This window comes from Limnomicrobium aquaticum, assembly GCF_040545545.1.
Lineage (GTDB): Bacteria > Pseudomonadota > Alphaproteobacteria > Rhizobiales > Rhizobiaceae > Ensifer_A > Ensifer_A aquaticum.
The window spans coordinates 21,260-36,873 of record NZ_JBEPMB010000010.1; the positions used below are offsets into that span (position 1 = coordinate 21,260).

Here is a 15,614-nt window from a genome sequence, read left to right on the forward strand (position 1 = left end):
GCCAGCCTGAAAGAGCTAAGCACTTCAAGATGAAGGTTTTTTTGCCCCTCGCAGGCGAACTTGCCCAATTTCCCTCGTAAAGGACGTGGAAAACCCGCAAAGCGCCTGCCCGCAAGGGCCGTTGACATCACTTGGCCCCCCTCTTATCTGTCACGCAACTTCGCGTCCAGATGGGTTTCTGGGCTCAGCGCGGTTCCTGTCCGTTTTTTAAGGATGGCAGGCATCGCGACAAGCAACCAAAACGAGAAAGGACCATCCTGATGGTCAGCCTTGGCGGCATCGCCCGCAAACTTTTCGGTTCCTCCAACGACCGTCGCATCAAGTCCTATCGTCCAGATGTCGCCGAGATCGGCGCGCTGGAAGACAGCATGAAAGCCTTGAGCGACGCTGAACTGGCCGGGAAGACTGCCGAATTCAAGGCGCAGCTTGCGGATGGCAAGACCACGGACGATCTGGTTGTGCCGGCCTTCGCCGTGGTCCGCGAGGCAGCCCGCCGTTCGCTCGGCATGCGCCCCTTCGACGTCCAGCTCATGGGCGCCATGATCCTGAACGACGGCGACATCGCGGAAATGAAGACCGGCGAAGGTAAGACGCTCGTCGCCACACTCGCCGTTTACCTCAACGCGCTGGCCGGCAAGGGCGTCCACGTCGTCACCGTCAACGATTATCTCGCCGCTCGCGACGCCCAGCAGATGGGCAAGCTCTACAGCTTCCTCGGGCTCACCACCGGCGTCATCGTTCATGGCCTTGACGACGAACAGCGCAAGGCTGCTTACGCCTGCGACATCACCTATGCCACCAACAACGAACTCGGCTTCGACTACCTGCGCGACAACATGAAGTTCGAGCGCAGCCAGATGGTTCAGCGCGGCCATTACTACGCCATCGTCGACGAAGTGGACTCGATCCTTGTCGACGAAGCACGCACGCCGCTCATCATCTCTGGCCCGCTCGATGACCGCTCCGATCTCTACAACACGATCGACGCCTTCATTCCGATGCTTTCCGAAGGCGATTATGAAATCGACGAGAAGCAGCGCTCTGCCAACTTCTCCGAAGTCGGCACCGAAAAGCTCGAAAACCTGCTGCGTCAGGCAGGGCTTCTCAAGGGTGAGAGCCTTTACGACATCGAGAATGTCGCCATCGTTCACCACATCAACAACGCGCTGAAGGCTCACAAGCTCTTCACCCGCGACAAGGATTACATCGTCCGCAACGGCGAGATCGTCATCATCGACGAATTCACCGGCCGCATGATGCCGGGCCGCCGCTATTCGGAAGGCCAGCACCAGGCGCTGGAAGCCAAGGAAAAGGTGCAGATCCAGCCCGAGAACCAGACGCTCGCCTCGATCACTTTCCAGAACTATTTCCGCATGTATGACAAGCTCGCCGGCATGACCGGTACGGCCTCGACCGAAGCGGAGGAATTCGCCGACATCTATAACCTGAGCGTCATCGAAGTTCCGACCAACCTGCCGATCAAGCGTCTCGACGAGGATGACGAGGTCTACCGGACGGCGGAAGAGAAGTACCAGGCGATCATCACCGAGATCAAAGCCTCGCACGAGAAGGGCCAGCCCGTTCTCGTCGGCACGACCTCCATCGAAAAGTCCGAGCTTCTGGCAGAACTTCTGCGCCGCGCCGGCTTCGACAAATTCGCGGTTCTGAACGCCCGCTACCATGAGCAGGAAGCCTTCATCGTCGCGCAGGCCGGTGTTCCCGGCGCCGTGACGATTGCCACCAACATGGCCGGCCGCGGCACCGACATCAAGCTCGGCGGCAATGCCGAGATGCGCATCGAACAGGAACTCGGCGAGATGCCGGAAGGTCCGGAGCGCGAGGCGGCCATCAAGGCCATCGAGGCCGAGGTGCAAGTGCTGAAGGAAAAGGCGCTGGCCGCCGGAGGTCTCTACGTTCTGGCCACCGAACGCCACGAAAGCCGCCGCATCGACAACCAGCTGCGCGGCCGCTCCGGTCGTCAGGGCGACCCGGGCCGCTCCAAGTTCTATCTCTCGCTTCAGGACGACCTGATGCGCATCTTCGGCTCCGAGCGCATGGACGGCATGCTGCAGAAGCTTGGCCTCAAGGACGGTGAAGCCATCGTCCATCCCTGGATCAACAAGGCGCTCGAACGCGCCCAGAAGAAGGTCGAAGCCCGCAACTTCGACATCCGTAAGAACCTTCTGAAATACGACGACGTGCTGAACGACCAGCGCAAGGTCATCTTCGAACAGCGCATCGAGATGATGGATTCGGAAGACCTGTCGGAAATCATGACCGACATGCGCCACGAAGCCATCGACATGATCGTCGAAAAGCACATCCCGGAGCGGGCCTATGCCGAACAGTGGGATGCCGCAGGCCTCAAGGAAAGCATCGCGGAAATCCTCAACCTCGACATTCCGGTCCAGGAATGGATTGCCGAGGAAGGCATTGCGGAAGACGACGTCCGCCAGCGCCTGATCGAGCTGTCCGACAAGGCCGCCGCCGAAAAGGCCGAACGCTTCGGCCCGGAAATCACCACCTATGTCCAGCGCTCGATCCTGCTGCAGACATTGGACGGCCTGTGGCGGGAGCATATCGTCAACCTCGACCACCTGCGCTCCGTCGTCGGTTTCCGTGGCTATGCCCAGCGAGACCCGCTGCAGGAATACAAGTCGGAAGCCTTCGAACTCTTCCAGTCCCTGCTTTCCAACATGCGTCAGGTCGTGACCAGCAACATGTCGCGCGTCGAGATCGTGCAGGAGCCTCAGCCGCAGGAACTGCCGCCAATGCAGGCGCACCACATCGATGGCTCCACCGGCGAGGACGAGTTCTCTGCCGTGCAGAGCCTGATGGCGACAGCACCGGACGAACGCGACCCGAACCAGCCCTCAACCTGGGGCTATGTCGGCCGCAACGAGCCCTGCCCCTGCGGCTCGGGCAAGAAGTACAAGCACTGCCACGGCGCGCTGAACGCCTGATTGGTTGGAAGAATGAGATCGAAACGCCCTGCAGCCACGCTGCGGGGCGTTTTGCTTTGAGGATCAGGCTTTCAGATAATCCCGATAGGCCGCAATCGTCCGCAGCAAGCCCTCGTCGAAACTGAAGGCCGGGCGCCAGCCCAGCACATCCCGCGCCTTGGCGCAGGAAAGCTGCATGTCGGGAATTTCCGACTTCGCCGTGTCGTTGATGAGGATTTGCGGCTCGACACCCATCAGCGAGCCGATGCGGGCAATCAGCTCCAGCATATTGAGGTTCGCCTCCAGCGAGAAGTTGAAGGCTTCGCCGAACCCTTCCTTCGCCTCCGCAAATCGCTCGATCAGCAGATGGTTCACCAGAACCGCATCCTCGATATAGAGGAAATCCCGTGTGAAGCGCCCGCTGGAGCGTAGCGTGACCGGCTGACCTTCGAGCAATTGCCTGATCGTGAACGGGATAATGCGGTTGAAATTGAAATCGTAGCCGCCGAAATAGTTTCCGCAACGGACCGTCACAGTCTTCAGCCCATACTGCTTCGCATATGTCGCCGTCAGGTGCTCCTGCGCCACCTTCGCCACCTCATAAATGTGCGTCGGCGTCAGCGGCATATCCTCGGTAAACGGGATCGGATTGCCGGAGTAGACCTTGTCGGTTGTGTGCGAGATGAACAGGGTTTCCGGGCGAAGCCGCCGAAGTGCCTCAAGCAGATTGAGCGTTGAACGCGCGCTGGTCACAAATGTGAGCGCCGGGTTCTGCGCCGCGAGCGTCACATCGCCAACGGCCGCCAGATGGATGACAACATCCGGCTTGGACGCGGTGACCACGTCCTCGACAGCCTGTGGATCTAGAAGATCGACCCGAACTTCCTCGCAGCGCTGATCGAATCCGCGCATGTAATACTGCGCCAGATCGTTCTTGCGGATCGAACTGCCGGGATTGAGAACAGCGATGACCCTGTCGCCCCGCTCCAGGAAGGAAGACACCAGCCAGCCCCCGAGAAAGCCGGTCGCCCCCGTCAGCAGAATCGTCCTCTTACCCCTGCCCGCATCGTCCATGGCCAATCCCCGCTCTTTGCGAACAAAGTTCTAAACATTTCGGTCAGGAATAGCGAGGCGGCAAAACCCTTTCTTAACGCTGAATATGCAAGTCTTTTGAAGAGCCTCCAGGCAAGTTGGGCCATGACTGCTTTCGATGAATTGAGCAAGACGCGGGATGCGCAAGGACAAGCGCGTTGGCGGCAAATATTGGCGATCCTGATCGTCGTCCTCAAGGGCGGCGATGCGGAGGCGCGCGCCCAGCGCATGGCACTGTCCGCCTTCGCCATTCGCGTCGTCAGCGCAGCCATCGCCTTCGTCTCGCAGATCATCCTCGCACGCCTCATGGGGAATTTCGAATACGGTCTTTTCACCTTCGTCTGGGTGATGACGATCCTGCTCGGCAACCTCTCCTGCCTCGGCTTTCACACGACAGTCATCCGGTTCTTGCCCGAATACCGCGAGGCAGGCGCGAATGCGGAAATTCGCGGATTGACCTCGACGGCGCGCCTGTTTTCCATGACCGTCGCGACGGGTGTCGGCGCGGCTGGCCTTATCGCGCTCCACTTTCTGGGCGACAGGATCGAATCCTACTATGTGATCCCGCTCTTTCTCGCCATTTTTGCCTTGCCCATGGTGGCGCTGGGCGACGTGCAGGAAGGCATGGGCCGCGCCAACAGCTGGCCGCTGGCTGCTCTCACGCCGACTTACATCATCAGACCGCTGCTCATCCTGTTCTTCATGGCGGGCGCCGTCAGGTTCGGCTATCCCCCAACCGCGCGCACCGCCATGGTCTCGACACTTGCCGCGCTCTACATCACGTCCGTCGGTCAGTTCATCTTCGTGGTTGCCCGTATCGGCAGGCATTACCCATCAGAGAGCCGCAAGATCGATTTCGGCAACTGGTTCCGTGTTGCAATCCCCATCTTCTTTATCGAAGGCTTTCTCTACCTGCTGACCAATTTCGACGTGGTCATTGTCGGCTTCTATCTCGACCCCTCCGACGTGGCCATCTACTTCGCCGCCGCAAAGACGATGGCGCTGGTCCATTTCGTGTTCTTCTCGGTCAAGGCTGCGGCAAGCGCCCGCTTCTCGACACTTTGGGCGGCTGGCGACAAAAGCCGGCTGGCGCAGTTTGCAAGGCAGGCCGCGCGCTGGAGTTTCTGGCCGTCGCTTGCGATCGGCCTGCTCGTGCTCGTCGCCGGCAAGCTGCTGCTCTCTCTTTTCGGACATGCCTTTGTCGCAGGCTATCCGCTACTCGCCATTCTCCTGGTCGGCATCCTCGCCAAAGCCTCCATTGGACCCGGCGAGGCGCTCCTGTCGATGGTGGGCGAGCAGCGCCGCTGCGTCGTCATCTATGCGACGGCCCTTGCCGTCAATCTCGGGCTCAACGTGACCCTGATACCGCATTATGGTCTTTACGGAGTGGCCATCGCCACCTCCGGCGCCATGGTGTTCGAGGCCGTTGCTCTTCACATCACGATCCGCCGCACGCTGGGTATCGCGCTCTCTGCGTTTGCTGTCAGCCCGGCGAAGTTCGATTCAAGAGGTCAATCATGATCGACCCCGCTTTCCCGCATCAGGCTGTATCCACAGGGACGTCCGCCGACCTGGCGGAAGATCTCGTTCGGGAAACGCGGAAGATCGACATCGGACGACCGGGCCGCGCCCTCTATTTCTACGACGCGCAGGCCGGTTTCGAGCTGCAGGGCGAACTCGACTATCTGTCCAACCGCGCACTCGAAGCGAATGTCTTCTTTTCAGGCCAGTTTCTGGCGCCGGCATTGCCGCGACTCGAGGAAAAGCAGATCCGTCTCGCCGTCCTGCGCGACACCGATGGTCGCAAACGCGCCCGCTTCCTCATGCCATTTTCGGTCGAACGTCCGGGTCTCGGGCTCGGCTCGCCGATCATCCGGGTCTGGGCAAACCACTTCGCCCCCCTTGGCACGCCCCTGATCGACGCCGAGGAAGCGGCCGAAAGCGTCGACAACGTGTTCGAAGCGCTCGGCAGTCCCGACGCCGGCCTGCCCCAGGTTTTGGTCATCCCCGACGTCAAGATCGACCGTCCCGCCGCTCAGCTTATCCGTGCACTCGCGCTCGGCCGGAACCTGCCGATCGCCGCCACAGATCAGCGGGAACGACCGATGCTCGAGAGCCTGCTCGATGGCGAGACCTATATGAGCGAAAGCCTGTCGGCCAAACACAATCACGAAATGCGCCGTCAGTGGCGAAAGCTCTCGGAAAAAGGCGAGGTTACCTACAACGTCGCCCGCCAGCCGCGCGATGTCGTCCGGCGGATGGAGGAATTCCTGCTGCTGGAAGCGAGCGGCTGGAAGGGCAAGGAAAAGACCGCCCTGACGATCGACAGGCTACGCTCGGCCTTCGCTCGCGAAGCCATCTACAATCTCGCCCAGGCCGACAAGGTGCGCATCCACACGATCGACCTCGACGGCCAGGCGATCGCCTCGCTGATCGTGTTCCTCAGCGCCGGCGAAGCCTATACATGGAAGACGGCCTACAACGAGGCCTATGCTGATTGTTCGCCGGGTAAGATACTGATGTCGAAGGTGACGGAATGGCATCTTGACGATGCCAATATCGTGCGTACGGATTCGCTTGCCGTTCCCGACCACCCCGTCATGAGCCGGCTCTGGCGCGAACGCGACGCCATGGCAACCCTGATCATCGGCCTCAGTCCCGGCCGCGACCGTGACGTCCGCCAGATCGCCACGCAGCTCCATCTCTATCAGAACACGCGTGACGTTGCACGCAAGCTGCGCGACCGGATCATGTCGCTGCGCGGCCGCAGCTGATCCCAGCCGCAGGCCGCCCGGCCAAAGATCAGGCGCGGGCCCTGAGTTCGCGGCGAATGATCTTGCCGGTCGTCGTCATGGGAAGCGCATCGACAAATTCGATCTCGCGCGGATATTCATGCATGGACAGCCGGTGCTTCACCCAGTCGCGGATCTGCGTCGTCAGCGTCGGCGTCGGCGTAAAACCATCTTTCAATACAACGAACGCCTTGACGATCTCGGTCCGCACCGGGTCTGGCTTGCCAACAGCCGCAGCGAGCCGAACGGCGGGATGCCCGAGAAGACAATCCTCGATCTCGCCGGGACCTATGCGATAGCCGGAAGAGGTGATGACGTCGTCGTCACGACCGAAGAATTCGAAATAGCCGTCCTCGTCCATCACGCCCTGATCGCCCGTCGTCATCCAGTCGCCAATGAACTTCTTGTCCGTCGCAGTCTTGTTATTCCAATAGCCCAGGAACATGACCGGATCGGGCCGCGCAACGGCGACCTGTCCCGCGACCCCCGCAGGTAGAACCTCGCCGTTTTCATCGATGATCGCGACGCGATGTCCGGGTACCGGCTTGCCCATCGAACCTGACTTCGTCACGCAAAAGCGTTCGCTGGCCGACAGCACGAAATTGCACTCCGTCTGCCCATAGAATTCATTGACGGTGATGCCGAGCGTCGCGCGGGCCCACTCATAAGTCTCGCGCCCGAGGGATTCCCCGGCTGAACCGATGGTGCGGAGTTTGAGATCATAGCGCGACCGAGGATTTTCCACCGGACGCAGAAGGCGCAACGCTGTGGGTGGGATAAAGGCGTTGCGTACACCCATTTCCGCCATTATGCGGAATGCCGTCTCGGGGTCGAATTTCTGCCCAGGAGAAGAAACGACCGGAACGCCGAGCAGAAGAGCGGGCAGAAGACAATTCAACAAGCCGCCTGCCCAGGCCCAGTCCGCGGGTGTCCACATCTTGTCGCCGGGCTGACCGAGGTCCGGGTGCGCGAACTGGATGCCCGGCATGTGCCCGGCCAGCACCCGATGACCATGCAGCGCACCCTTCGGCGGGCCTGTGGTACCAGATGTGTAGATCATCAGTGCCGGATCGTCCGGACGGGTCGCGGCTTGCTCGGCAATGGGATCGTGGGTCTCGATGAGATTGTCGAAACCGAAGACCCCGTCTTCCGTCTCGCCGACCAGAATGATGTGCCGCAGCGCCGGCAATCCGGCTCGCGCATCCCTGATCTTCGCCAGACCGAAACGGTTCGTGATCACGGTCTCTGCACCGGAATCATTCAGTCGATATTCAATGGCATCGGCTCCAAAAAGCAGCGCCAGCGGCAGCGCCACAGCGCCGATCTTGTAAGCGGCAACATGCGAAATCACCGTTTCGAAACCCTGCGGCAACAGGATCGCAACGCGGCTTCCCTGCGCTACGCCGAGCGCCTTCAGCGCCGCCGCCAGCCGGGACGACCGATCCGCCAATTGTCCATAGGTGAGGCTCACATGATGGCCGTCCGGGCTGAAATGCTCCAGACACACGCGATCCGGCGCGCGGAAGGCCCAGTCGTCGCTGACCGAACGGCCGATATTGAAATCGGCCGGAATGTCCCAGACGAAGTCTTCAACTAGCTCTTCGTAAGTCTCGCGTGACGGCAAAAGCATGGAGGCTCGATCCTTTGTGCACTGCGGAATAGCACCGAATGCGACAAAGGATCAAGCTTGAACGATTTCGAGCATAGTCCGGCCGGAGTGAACGAGGTTCGATCAGATTATGCGTCAAACAATGGAGAAGAGTACCCATCCGTGCAATCGGATCGGCGCTCTACGGCTTCAGGCGCGCGACCAGAACCGTCTGCAAGCGGCCGGATACATTGGTATTCCAGGCCGTGAACGAGCCCAGTTCGACCAATCGACCGTTGTGATCGAGCGCCTTCAGCGCATCATACTGCTCCCGCGTCGCAACAAGCGCATGTTCGCCTGCCGCGCTGAGAAAGGCCAAGCGCCCGGCCTGATCGCCGGGAATATCACGGATGGGGCTGCTGACAGGCCATCCGAGATAAAAGACCAGGCTCGGCTCGAGATAGTCAGCCTCGAACACAGGCGTTCCGGGCTTGAACTCCTTGCGCAGCAGTTCCGCAACCGGCTTAGAGAGCTTGATATCTTTTTCAAGCGCCGGGATTACGAGGAGGAACATGATCTCCATCAACAGAACAACGGAGAGAAGTGCCGCCCGCATGGCGCCCTCGAACTGGCCGAGACGGTGGAGCAGCGAAATCCGGAAGGCAAAGCCGATGCAGCCGAGCGCAAGGACAACCAGCGCGATCTTCAGGAGCAAAGTCGGGGCAAGGGCAACAACGGCAAGCAGTGCCGCCGCGAGCCCCGCCGTCTGCAGGACGTAGAGCCAACGTCCGATCCTCTGCGACGTCGTTCCGCCGGTGAGATGGCCCGCGATCACGCCGCCCGCCGCCATGGCAAAGGCGGGGATCAGCGGCTCGATGTAGTGCGGCAGCTTCGTGGCCGCCAGCGAAAACATGATGAAGCCCGGAACCATCCAGGACAGAAGAAACAGCCGCGGCGAAGGATTGCCGACCGAGGCAGAACGGCGCGAAATACCGACGAGCGCCGCCGGCAGGAACAGCGTTGCCGGCATGAAGCCTATGAAAAGGGTCGGCACATAGGCGGGCAGGAAGGCAAGATAGCCCAGCCAGCCGGACGCACCATGGCCCTGCATAGGCTTCAGCGCACGACCGATGACATGTTCGCCAAGCCCCGCCTCCAGCATGGCGCCATTGCTCATCGTATTGGCCGGCACGGCCCAGAGCAGGAAAACGCCGACGCCGACGAAGGTCGCGGCCGCCAGCACTGCCATCTGCCAGAATGGTGCCCTTTCGCCACGACGCGTCAGGAACCAGGTAATGGCCACCGCCGGCACGATGACCGATGGTCCGACAGGCCCCTTGGTCAACAGCGAAAGCGAAATCGCGACGAGGAAGATGGCGGCTTTGCCCCAGAAGCCGTCGCGATCCTGCATGATCGCCAGAAACGCCCAGAGCGCAACGCAAACAGTGGCGACCAGAACGGCATCGAGCATCGCAGTAATGCCGAGATACACAGTCAGCGTCGAAGAGGCGAACACCAGCATCGACCACAGACCGGCGCGCCGGTCGAACAGACGGCTGGCAATGAGGAAGATGAAAAAGGACGAGACTGCAGTGGCAGGGGCCGAGACAAAGCGGGCACCGAACTCGTTCTCGCCGAAAATGTGCATGAAGAACATCATCAGCCAGTAGATCAGCGGCGGCTTATCCGGGAAGACGGCGTCGTTGTAGGTCGGCAGGATCCAGTTGCCGGACTGGATCATCTCCACGGCGGCCCGGGCATAGAATGCCTCGTCGCGATCCCAGAACATCGTGGTCGGCATCAGCGTCGTGAGGAAAAGTGCAATCCCGACCGAAATCAGGAACGGCAGCCAAAGGCTGCCCGCACGGCCTGCCGGGGAGTTCGCGTCGGCAATCATCTAAACCTCGAAATTCTGCGCCGGATCCGGCATTCGGCGGACATGTAATTCGACACCGTGGAAATTGGAAGGGAAAGCTGTCAACGTGCCGTGGAGGCGGGCAGCTCGCAGGTGCGCGGGATGAGATAGCGCCGCGCCGTGATATCGCCGGCGACAACATTGACGTAGAAATCTCCGGGCCACGCTATAATCGGGATCAGCACACCCTCCGTGCGCCAGCTCGGGCAACCGCCCGCACCGGCAAACTGCGACATGGCGACAAAGCCGCCAAACAGCAGATAGATCACCGCTCCGGCAATGAGCGCGTTCCAGCGCATGCCGAGAAAGACGAACAGCCCCGTGATCAGCGCCAGTGCGATCACCGACAGCAACACCATCATCATGACGTTCTGCATCGAAACAGCACCTTTGAGCCTGGGGGGTGAAAGCCTGTGGTGCCCCATGCCGGGGTCGAACCAGCACTCCTTGCGGAACTCGATTTTGAGTCGAGCGCGTCTACCAATTCCGCCAATGGGGCATCCTGCATGGCGACATGCGAAGCATGGCCAAGCCGCGCCGGACTATACGGAGAGCCTATCGCCGGTCAACCGGAAAATGTCGGCCAACGCAACCTTTGCATTCGAATTGACGAACTGTTGAACGGCGGCCGAATTTACAGACCTTTCAAAGCCCGCTATTGCAGCACAGCAAAAGCCGGTCCCTCCTCCCAAAGCCGGCCCCCACGCGAAGGACCTTCATGCTCCGCAAACTTTATGACTGGACGATCTCGCTGGCTGGCAAGAAGAGCGCCGAAGTGTGGCTCGCCGTCATCGCCTTCGTCGAAAGCTCTTTCTTTCTGGTCCCGGCCGACGTTCTGTTCCTGCCCATGACGCTCGCCCGCCCTGAGCGGGCCTGGCGCTACGCGACGGTCGCAACGGTCTTTTCGGTGCTGGGCGGCATTCTCGGCTGGTATATCGGTCATTATGCCTTTGAAGCCGTGGCAAAGCCGGTTCTCGAATTTTACGGCAAGCTGCAGACATTCGAACAGCTGAAGGCCGAGACCGGCTTCGGCATGATCGTGCTGCTGCTGATCACGTCGGGGCTCGCGCATCTGCCCCCGATCAAGGTCGTGACGATCCTGGCCGGTGTCGCCAACGTCAATCTCGGTCTCTTCATCATCACGGCCATCGTGGCGCGTGGCGCGCGCTTCTTCCTGCTGGCAGCTCTCCTGAAAATCTATGGCGAACCGATCCGCGAATTCATCGAGAAGCGTCTCGGCCTGATCGCCGGCGCAATCGCCGCCCTCCTCATCCTTCTCTACCTCGTGCTACATTACCTGCACGCATCCTCATGATCGGCAAAACCATGAACGCCTCCGCAAAGCCCCAGTTTCTCCCCGCAATCCTTCTGGCTGTCGCCATGGCGGCGACGGTCGGGACGGCGCTCGGCTTTCAGTATATCGGCGGCTACATCCCCTGCGCGCTCTGCTACATGGAGCGCGAGCCCTACTACTTTTCGATCCCGGTCGCGATCGTTGCGGCGATTGCCGCGCTGATCAACATGCCGTCCTGGATCGTGAAAGCGCTGATCGCCATCGTCATGATCGCGATGCTGATCGGCGCGGGGATCGGCACCTATCACGCCGGCGCCGAATGGGGCTTCTGGCCTGGCCCGTCGACCTGCTCGACACCGGTCAACGCAGTGACCAAGGATGCTGGCAACCTGCTGAGCGACCTCAACTCCGTCCACGGCCCGTCCTGCACGGAAGCGGCACTCCGCGTACTTGGCCTCTCCTTCGCCGGCTGGAACGTGATCGCCAGCCTCATCCTCGCCGGCGTGGCCGTGTGGGGCATCCGCCGCAAGGGGTGAGGCAATTGGCGCACGCCTTGTGATTTGGGCGAGAAACCAACTTGCGCAGTTAAGACGTGCAAAAATTTTCGGCGGCGCTCCGCAGCGGTGCCGATTTCAGATCGGAAATTCGCCCGGATGAGCCGAAAACGGTGATGCCGAGAACCGGAGCGGAGCGTACTGAAGTACGTGAGCACCGGAAGCGCAGGCAGCGCCGTTTGCAGGCCATCCCGGCGGATTTATATCTGAAATCAGGGTTGGAGTTCGCTGTCCCAGTAGAGATAATCCATCCAGCTTTCATGCAGATAGTTCGGCGGGAAGAAGCGGCCGTTGTTGTGCAGTTCCTGCACCGTCGGATGCCAGGGCTTCTGGCGCGGATGCATGTTGGCCTGATGTGGCAGCTTCGAGCCCTTGCGCAGATTGCAGGGCGCGCAGGCCGTCACGATGTTGTCCCAACGGGTCTCGCCGCCGTGCGCGCGCGGGATGAGGTGATCGAAGGTCAGTTCGTCCTCCGATCCGCAATACTGGCACTCGAACTTGTCGCGCAGGAAGACGTTGAAGCGCGTAAAGGCGGGATAGCGCGCCGGTTTCACATAGCTTTTCAGGCACACAACGCTCGGCAACCGCATCGAGAACGTTGGCGAGGAGACGGCGTGATCGTATTCCGCGATGATATTCACGCGGTCAAGAAAAACCGCCTTGATCGCGTCCTGCCAGGACCAAAGCGACAAGGGATAATAACTCAGTGGCCTGTAATCCGCGTTGAGCACCAGCGCGGGCAAGGACTGCGGTGAGACTGCAATCGTCAAGGCGTTCTCCTGATCGATTCGGCATCTGCAACTCCTATACTAGGCTTGTTTTGACGCTATTGTGAAGCCCCTGCGAAAAGGCGGAATTAGTCTTCTTTCCCGTGGCTTGCGCTATGCCAGAACAGGCTCAACCCAAGGGGTCCGCCGCTCGCCGCAAAGCCTGTGAATAAAAGGCCCAGAAGAGGCGGGCTGCGACAGATCGCCACGGCGACCAGCATTCTGCCAAGGCCGCGAGATCGCGACCTTTCAATTTCTCATCACGACCGAAAGCGTGATGCACGGCGTGAACGAGCGCAATATCCCCCACGGGAAAGATATCCGGATGGCCGGCGCAGAACATCAGATAGACCTCCGCCGTCCACGGTCCGACGCCCTTGACGGCGGTCAGGTGGGCAAGCGCTTCCGCAGTCTCCATGCAGCAGGCTCCTTGCAGATCGAGCCGCCCCGCAATCTCCGCCTCGGCAATCGCCAGCAGGGCCGAAGCCTTGGCGCGAGAGAGACCAACACCAAACAGACCATCCGCTCCGAGGGCAATTACTCCCGCCCCACACACTTCACCACTCAGCTTTGCCGCAAGCCGCCCGAAAATCGCGGATGCAGAAGCCTTGGAAACCATTTGCGACACGATGATCTCGGCAAGCCCTGCAAAGCCGGCCGGCTGGAGACGCAAAGGCACCGGCCCCGCGCGCGCAACGATGTCGCCCAGCCGCGGATCAAGCGTCAAGAGTGCATCAAGCCCCGCCGCGATATCAAATTCGCTGGTAATCGGCTTCACGCGCCCTCCTTGGCACCGCCCGAAATTTCTGAAATGAAATCCTATGCCCGAAAAGCCTTCGACCATGCCACCCGTTTTCCGCTTCGCGCCAAGCCCGAACGGCTATCTGCATCTCGGGCACGCCTTGTCCGCACTGCTCAACGACGACATGGCGAAAACTGCCAGGGGACGCCTGCTGCTGCGCATCGAAGACATCGACATTACGCGTTGCCGGCCGGAATACGAACAGGCGATCCACGAAGACCTCCGCTGGCTCGGCATCGATTACGAACGCCCTGTCCGCCGTCAATCAGAGCATACCGACGCCTATCGCGCCGCGCTTGAGCGGCTGAAGGCGATGGATCTCGTCTATCCCGCCTTCATGAGCCGCGGGGAGGTGAAACGCTTCGTGGCCGATCAAGAGGCATCGGGCAAGCCATGGCCTCGTGATCCAGACGGCGCGCTGCTCTATCCGCCGGATGACCGGAAGCTTTCGCGAGCCGAAGCCGAAGCGCGCATCGCCGACGGCGATCAGCATGTCTGGCGGCTCGACATGGCAAAAGCGTTGGCAACGGCAAACAGCGAGCTTTCCTTCATCGAAACCGGCCCCGCCCATGCCGGCACACTCACCCTCGATCCAGCCATCTGGGGCGACGTCATGCTCTGGCGCTGGGATGCACCCTCAAGTTACCACCTCTCCGTCGTTGTGGATGACGCGCTGCAAGGCGTGACGCATGTCGTGCGCGGTCTCGATCTCTTCGCCGCCACTCCGGTGCATCGGCTGCTGCAAACGCTGCTGGGCCTCCCCGCACCCATTTACCACCATCACCGCCTTATCGTTGGCGAGGACGGACGCAAATTATCCAAGAGCCAGGGCGACACGGCGCTAACGGCGCTGCGCGCCGCCGGCCTCTCGCCCCTTGATATCCGCCGCCGCTTGGGTCTCGGCTGAACCGGCCGTCATCGGAAGCACGGGCGTCCCCGAACGCCCGAACATGCGGAACACCCTGAATTTCATCATGGCCGCATTGATCTCGCCGCCAATGATGAAGATTACGCCGGTCATGTAGAGGAACACCAGCACGATCATGATCGAGGCGAGGCCTGCATAGGTGCGCGTGTAATTGGCGAAGGTCGAGATGTAATAGGCAAAGACATAGGCCGAAAGAGCCCAGGCGATCAGCGTGAAGGTAATGCCCGGCACGACTTGAATGAGGCGCCGCCGTCCCGCCGGCATGTAAAGATGCACGATGAAGAGGGCCACCGTCAGCACAATGATCGTCCCCCAGACACGCCAGCTTTCGATCACGTTGATGATACTCGTCATCCATGGCAGCCAGCTTTCGACGTAACCAGCCGCCAGCGGGACGACGACGAGGAAGACGCTGACGGCCGCCAGCGCCAGAACCGCCGCCAGCACATAGACGAGGCTGAGCGCGCGCGTGATGTACCAGGGCCGCAGCTCATGAACGCGATAGGCGCGGTTGAGCGAAATGCGCAGCGCCTCGATCCCGTTGGAGGCGAAGTAAGCCGCCGCCAGAACCGAGACCGTCAACAGGCCCCCGTGGGGAATGGTCAGAACCTGCACGACTTCCTTCGCGATCGGTGCTGCAATGGTTTCCGGCCAGGTGTCAAAGATCAGATGAACCGCCGTCTCGGCAAATTCCTTTGCCCCCAGAAAGGTCGCCAACGACGTGCCGAAGATCAGGAACGGGAAAATGGCCAGCAGCGACGAGAGCGCGACATGGCTCGCCATGGCCCAGCCGTCATCGTCGGTGAAGTGGTAGAGGGCGTCATAAAGCACCCGGTAGATCACCTTCACAAATACCGGCACCGGACCCCCGACCTCTTCTGTGGTGATGGGCTGCTCGTCGCGAACCATCGCCATCTCGTTGCGTCACCTTGTCAGATAT

Annotated in this window: 13 protein-coding genes and 1 tRNA gene; 6 read left to right on the forward strand and 8 right to left on the reverse strand. The window is 60.8% G+C overall.

The features are described from left to right. Positions 1-260 precede the first annotated feature (260 nt). Positions 261-2,963, forward strand: a complete 2,703-nt coding sequence (secA, locus tag ABID16_RS21085; protein ID WP_354558350.1) for a preprotein translocase subunit SecA — start codon at positions 261-263, stop codon at positions 2,961-2,963. Positions 2,964-3,026: 63 nt separating this feature from the next. Here secA and ABID16_RS21090 read toward each other — a convergent pair whose 3' ends face one another. Next, positions 3,027-4,016, reverse strand: a complete 990-nt coding sequence (locus tag ABID16_RS21090) for an NAD-dependent epimerase/dehydratase family protein (RefSeq protein ID WP_354558351.1) — start codon at positions 4,014-4,016, stop codon at positions 3,027-3,029. Positions 4,017-4,139: 123 nt separating this feature from the next. On the opposite strand from ABID16_RS21090, the gene ABID16_RS21095 reads away from it, so the two are divergent. Further along, positions 4,140-5,555, forward strand: a complete 1,416-nt coding sequence (locus ABID16_RS21095; protein ID WP_354558352.1) for a lipopolysaccharide biosynthesis protein — start codon at positions 4,140-4,142, stop codon at positions 5,553-5,555. Continuing rightward, entirely contained in the window at positions 5,552-6,808 is a 1,257-nt protein-coding gene (locus ABID16_RS21100) for a GNAT family N-acetyltransferase (RefSeq protein ID WP_354558353.1), read from the forward strand. The genes ABID16_RS21095 and ABID16_RS21100 overlap by 4 nt, the downstream gene beginning before the upstream one ends. A 28-nt stretch (positions 6,809-6,836) precedes the next feature. Here the strand turns inward: ABID16_RS21100 and ABID16_RS21105 are convergent, their stop codons facing one another. The 4 genes from ABID16_RS21105 to ABID16_RS21120 all read right to left on the reverse strand — a co-directional run bounded on the left by ABID16_RS21105 (position 6,837) and on the right by ABID16_RS21120 (position 10,828). Beyond that, positions 6,837-8,456, reverse strand: a complete 1,620-nt coding sequence (locus ABID16_RS21105; RefSeq protein WP_354558354.1) for an AMP-binding protein — start codon at positions 8,454-8,456, stop codon at positions 6,837-6,839. A gap of 160 nt (positions 8,457-8,616) precedes the next feature. After that, positions 8,617-10,311 carry an ArnT family glycosyltransferase gene (locus tag ABID16_RS21110; RefSeq protein WP_354558355.1) on the reverse strand — a complete coding sequence of 565 codons (1,695 nt, stop codon included), beginning with the start codon at positions 10,309-10,311 and terminating at the stop codon, positions 8,617-8,619. Positions 10,312-10,391: 80 nt separating this feature from the next. After that, positions 10,392-10,706, reverse strand: coding sequence for a hypothetical protein (locus tag ABID16_RS21115; RefSeq protein ID WP_354558356.1), 315 nt, complete (start codon positions 10,704-10,706; stop codon positions 10,392-10,394). A gap of 37 nt (positions 10,707-10,743) precedes the next feature. Next, positions 10,744-10,828, reverse strand: a tRNA-Leu gene (locus ABID16_RS21120). 219 nt (positions 10,829-11,047) lie between these two features. Here ABID16_RS21120 and ABID16_RS21125 point away from each other — a divergent pair. Further along, the gene (locus ABID16_RS21125; protein ID WP_354558357.1) at positions 11,048-11,644 is read left to right on the forward strand and encodes a YqaA family protein; all 597 of its coding nucleotides are present in this window, start codon (positions 11,048-11,050) and stop codon (positions 11,642-11,644) included. Further along, complete coding sequence (locus ABID16_RS21130; RefSeq protein WP_354558358.1) at positions 11,641-12,159, forward strand: disulfide bond formation protein B; 519 nt, start codon at positions 11,641-11,643, stop codon at positions 12,157-12,159. Before ABID16_RS21125 ends, ABID16_RS21130 begins: the two co-directional genes overlap by 4 nt. 230 nt (positions 12,160-12,389) lie before the next feature. On the opposite strand, the gene ABID16_RS21135 is transcribed toward ABID16_RS21130, so the two are convergent. After that, positions 12,390-12,947 (reverse strand): HNH endonuclease, encoded by a 558-nt coding sequence (locus tag ABID16_RS21135; protein ID WP_354558359.1) that lies wholly within the window; start codon positions 12,945-12,947, stop codon positions 12,390-12,392. A gap of 127 nt (positions 12,948-13,074) precedes the next feature. Continuing rightward, positions 13,075-13,722: a DNA-3-methyladenine glycosylase family protein gene (locus ABID16_RS21140; RefSeq protein ID WP_354558360.1), complete on the reverse strand. Its 648-nt coding sequence runs from the start codon at positions 13,720-13,722 to the stop codon at positions 13,075-13,077. Positions 13,723-13,765: 43 nt separating this feature from the next. Between ABID16_RS21140 and gluQRS the strand changes: the two genes are divergently transcribed. Then, a complete protein-coding gene (gene gluQRS / locus ABID16_RS21145; RefSeq protein WP_354558361.1) occupies positions 13,766-14,653 on the forward strand; it encodes a tRNA glutamyl-Q(34) synthetase GluQRS in 888 nt (295 codons plus the stop codon). On the opposite strand, the gene ABID16_RS21150 is transcribed toward gluQRS, so the two are convergent. Then, positions 14,588-15,535, reverse strand: a complete 948-nt coding sequence (locus ABID16_RS21150) for a YihY/virulence factor BrkB family protein (protein ID WP_354558438.1) — start codon at positions 15,533-15,535, stop codon at positions 14,588-14,590. The two genes, gluQRS and ABID16_RS21150, sit on opposite strands and share 66 nt — an antisense overlap. Positions 15,536-15,614: the final 79 nt, after the last annotated feature.

Excerpts from the sequence above, each read along its gene's own strand:
- ABID16_RS21105 (WP_354558354.1), bottom strand. The coding sequence starts at position 8,456 with ATGCTTTTGCCGTCACGCGAGACTTACGAAGAGCTAGTTGAAGACTTC.
- ABID16_RS21115 (WP_354558356.1), bottom strand. The coding sequence starts at position 10,706 with ATGCAGAACGTCATGATGATGGTGTTGCTGTCGGTGATCGCACTGGCG.
- ABID16_RS21125 (WP_354558357.1), top strand. The coding sequence starts at position 11,048 with ATGCTCCGCAAACTTTATGACTGGACGATCTCGCTGGCTGGCAAGAAG.
- ABID16_RS21090 (WP_354558351.1), bottom strand. The coding sequence starts at position 4,016 with ATGGACGATGCGGGCAGGGGTAAGAGGACGATTCTGCTGACGGGGGCG.
- ABID16_RS21095 (WP_354558352.1), top strand. The coding sequence starts at position 4,140 with ATGACTGCTTTCGATGAATTGAGCAAGACGCGGGATGCGCAAGGACAA.
- ABID16_RS21110 (WP_354558355.1), bottom strand. The coding sequence starts at position 10,311 with ATGATTGCCGACGCGAACTCCCCGGCAGGCCGTGCGGGCAGCCTTTGG.
- ABID16_RS21130 (WP_354558358.1), top strand. The coding sequence starts at position 11,641 with ATGATCGGCAAAACCATGAACGCCTCCGCAAAGCCCCAGTTTCTCCCC.
- gluQRS (WP_354558361.1), top strand. The coding sequence starts at position 13,766 with ATGCCCGAAAAGCCTTCGACCATGCCACCCGTTTTCCGCTTCGCGCCA.
- secA (WP_354558350.1), top strand. The coding sequence starts at position 261 with ATGGTCAGCCTTGGCGGCATCGCCCGCAAACTTTTCGGTTCCTCCAAC.
- ABID16_RS21100 (WP_354558353.1), top strand. The coding sequence starts at position 5,552 with ATGATCGACCCCGCTTTCCCGCATCAGGCTGTATCCACAGGGACGTCC.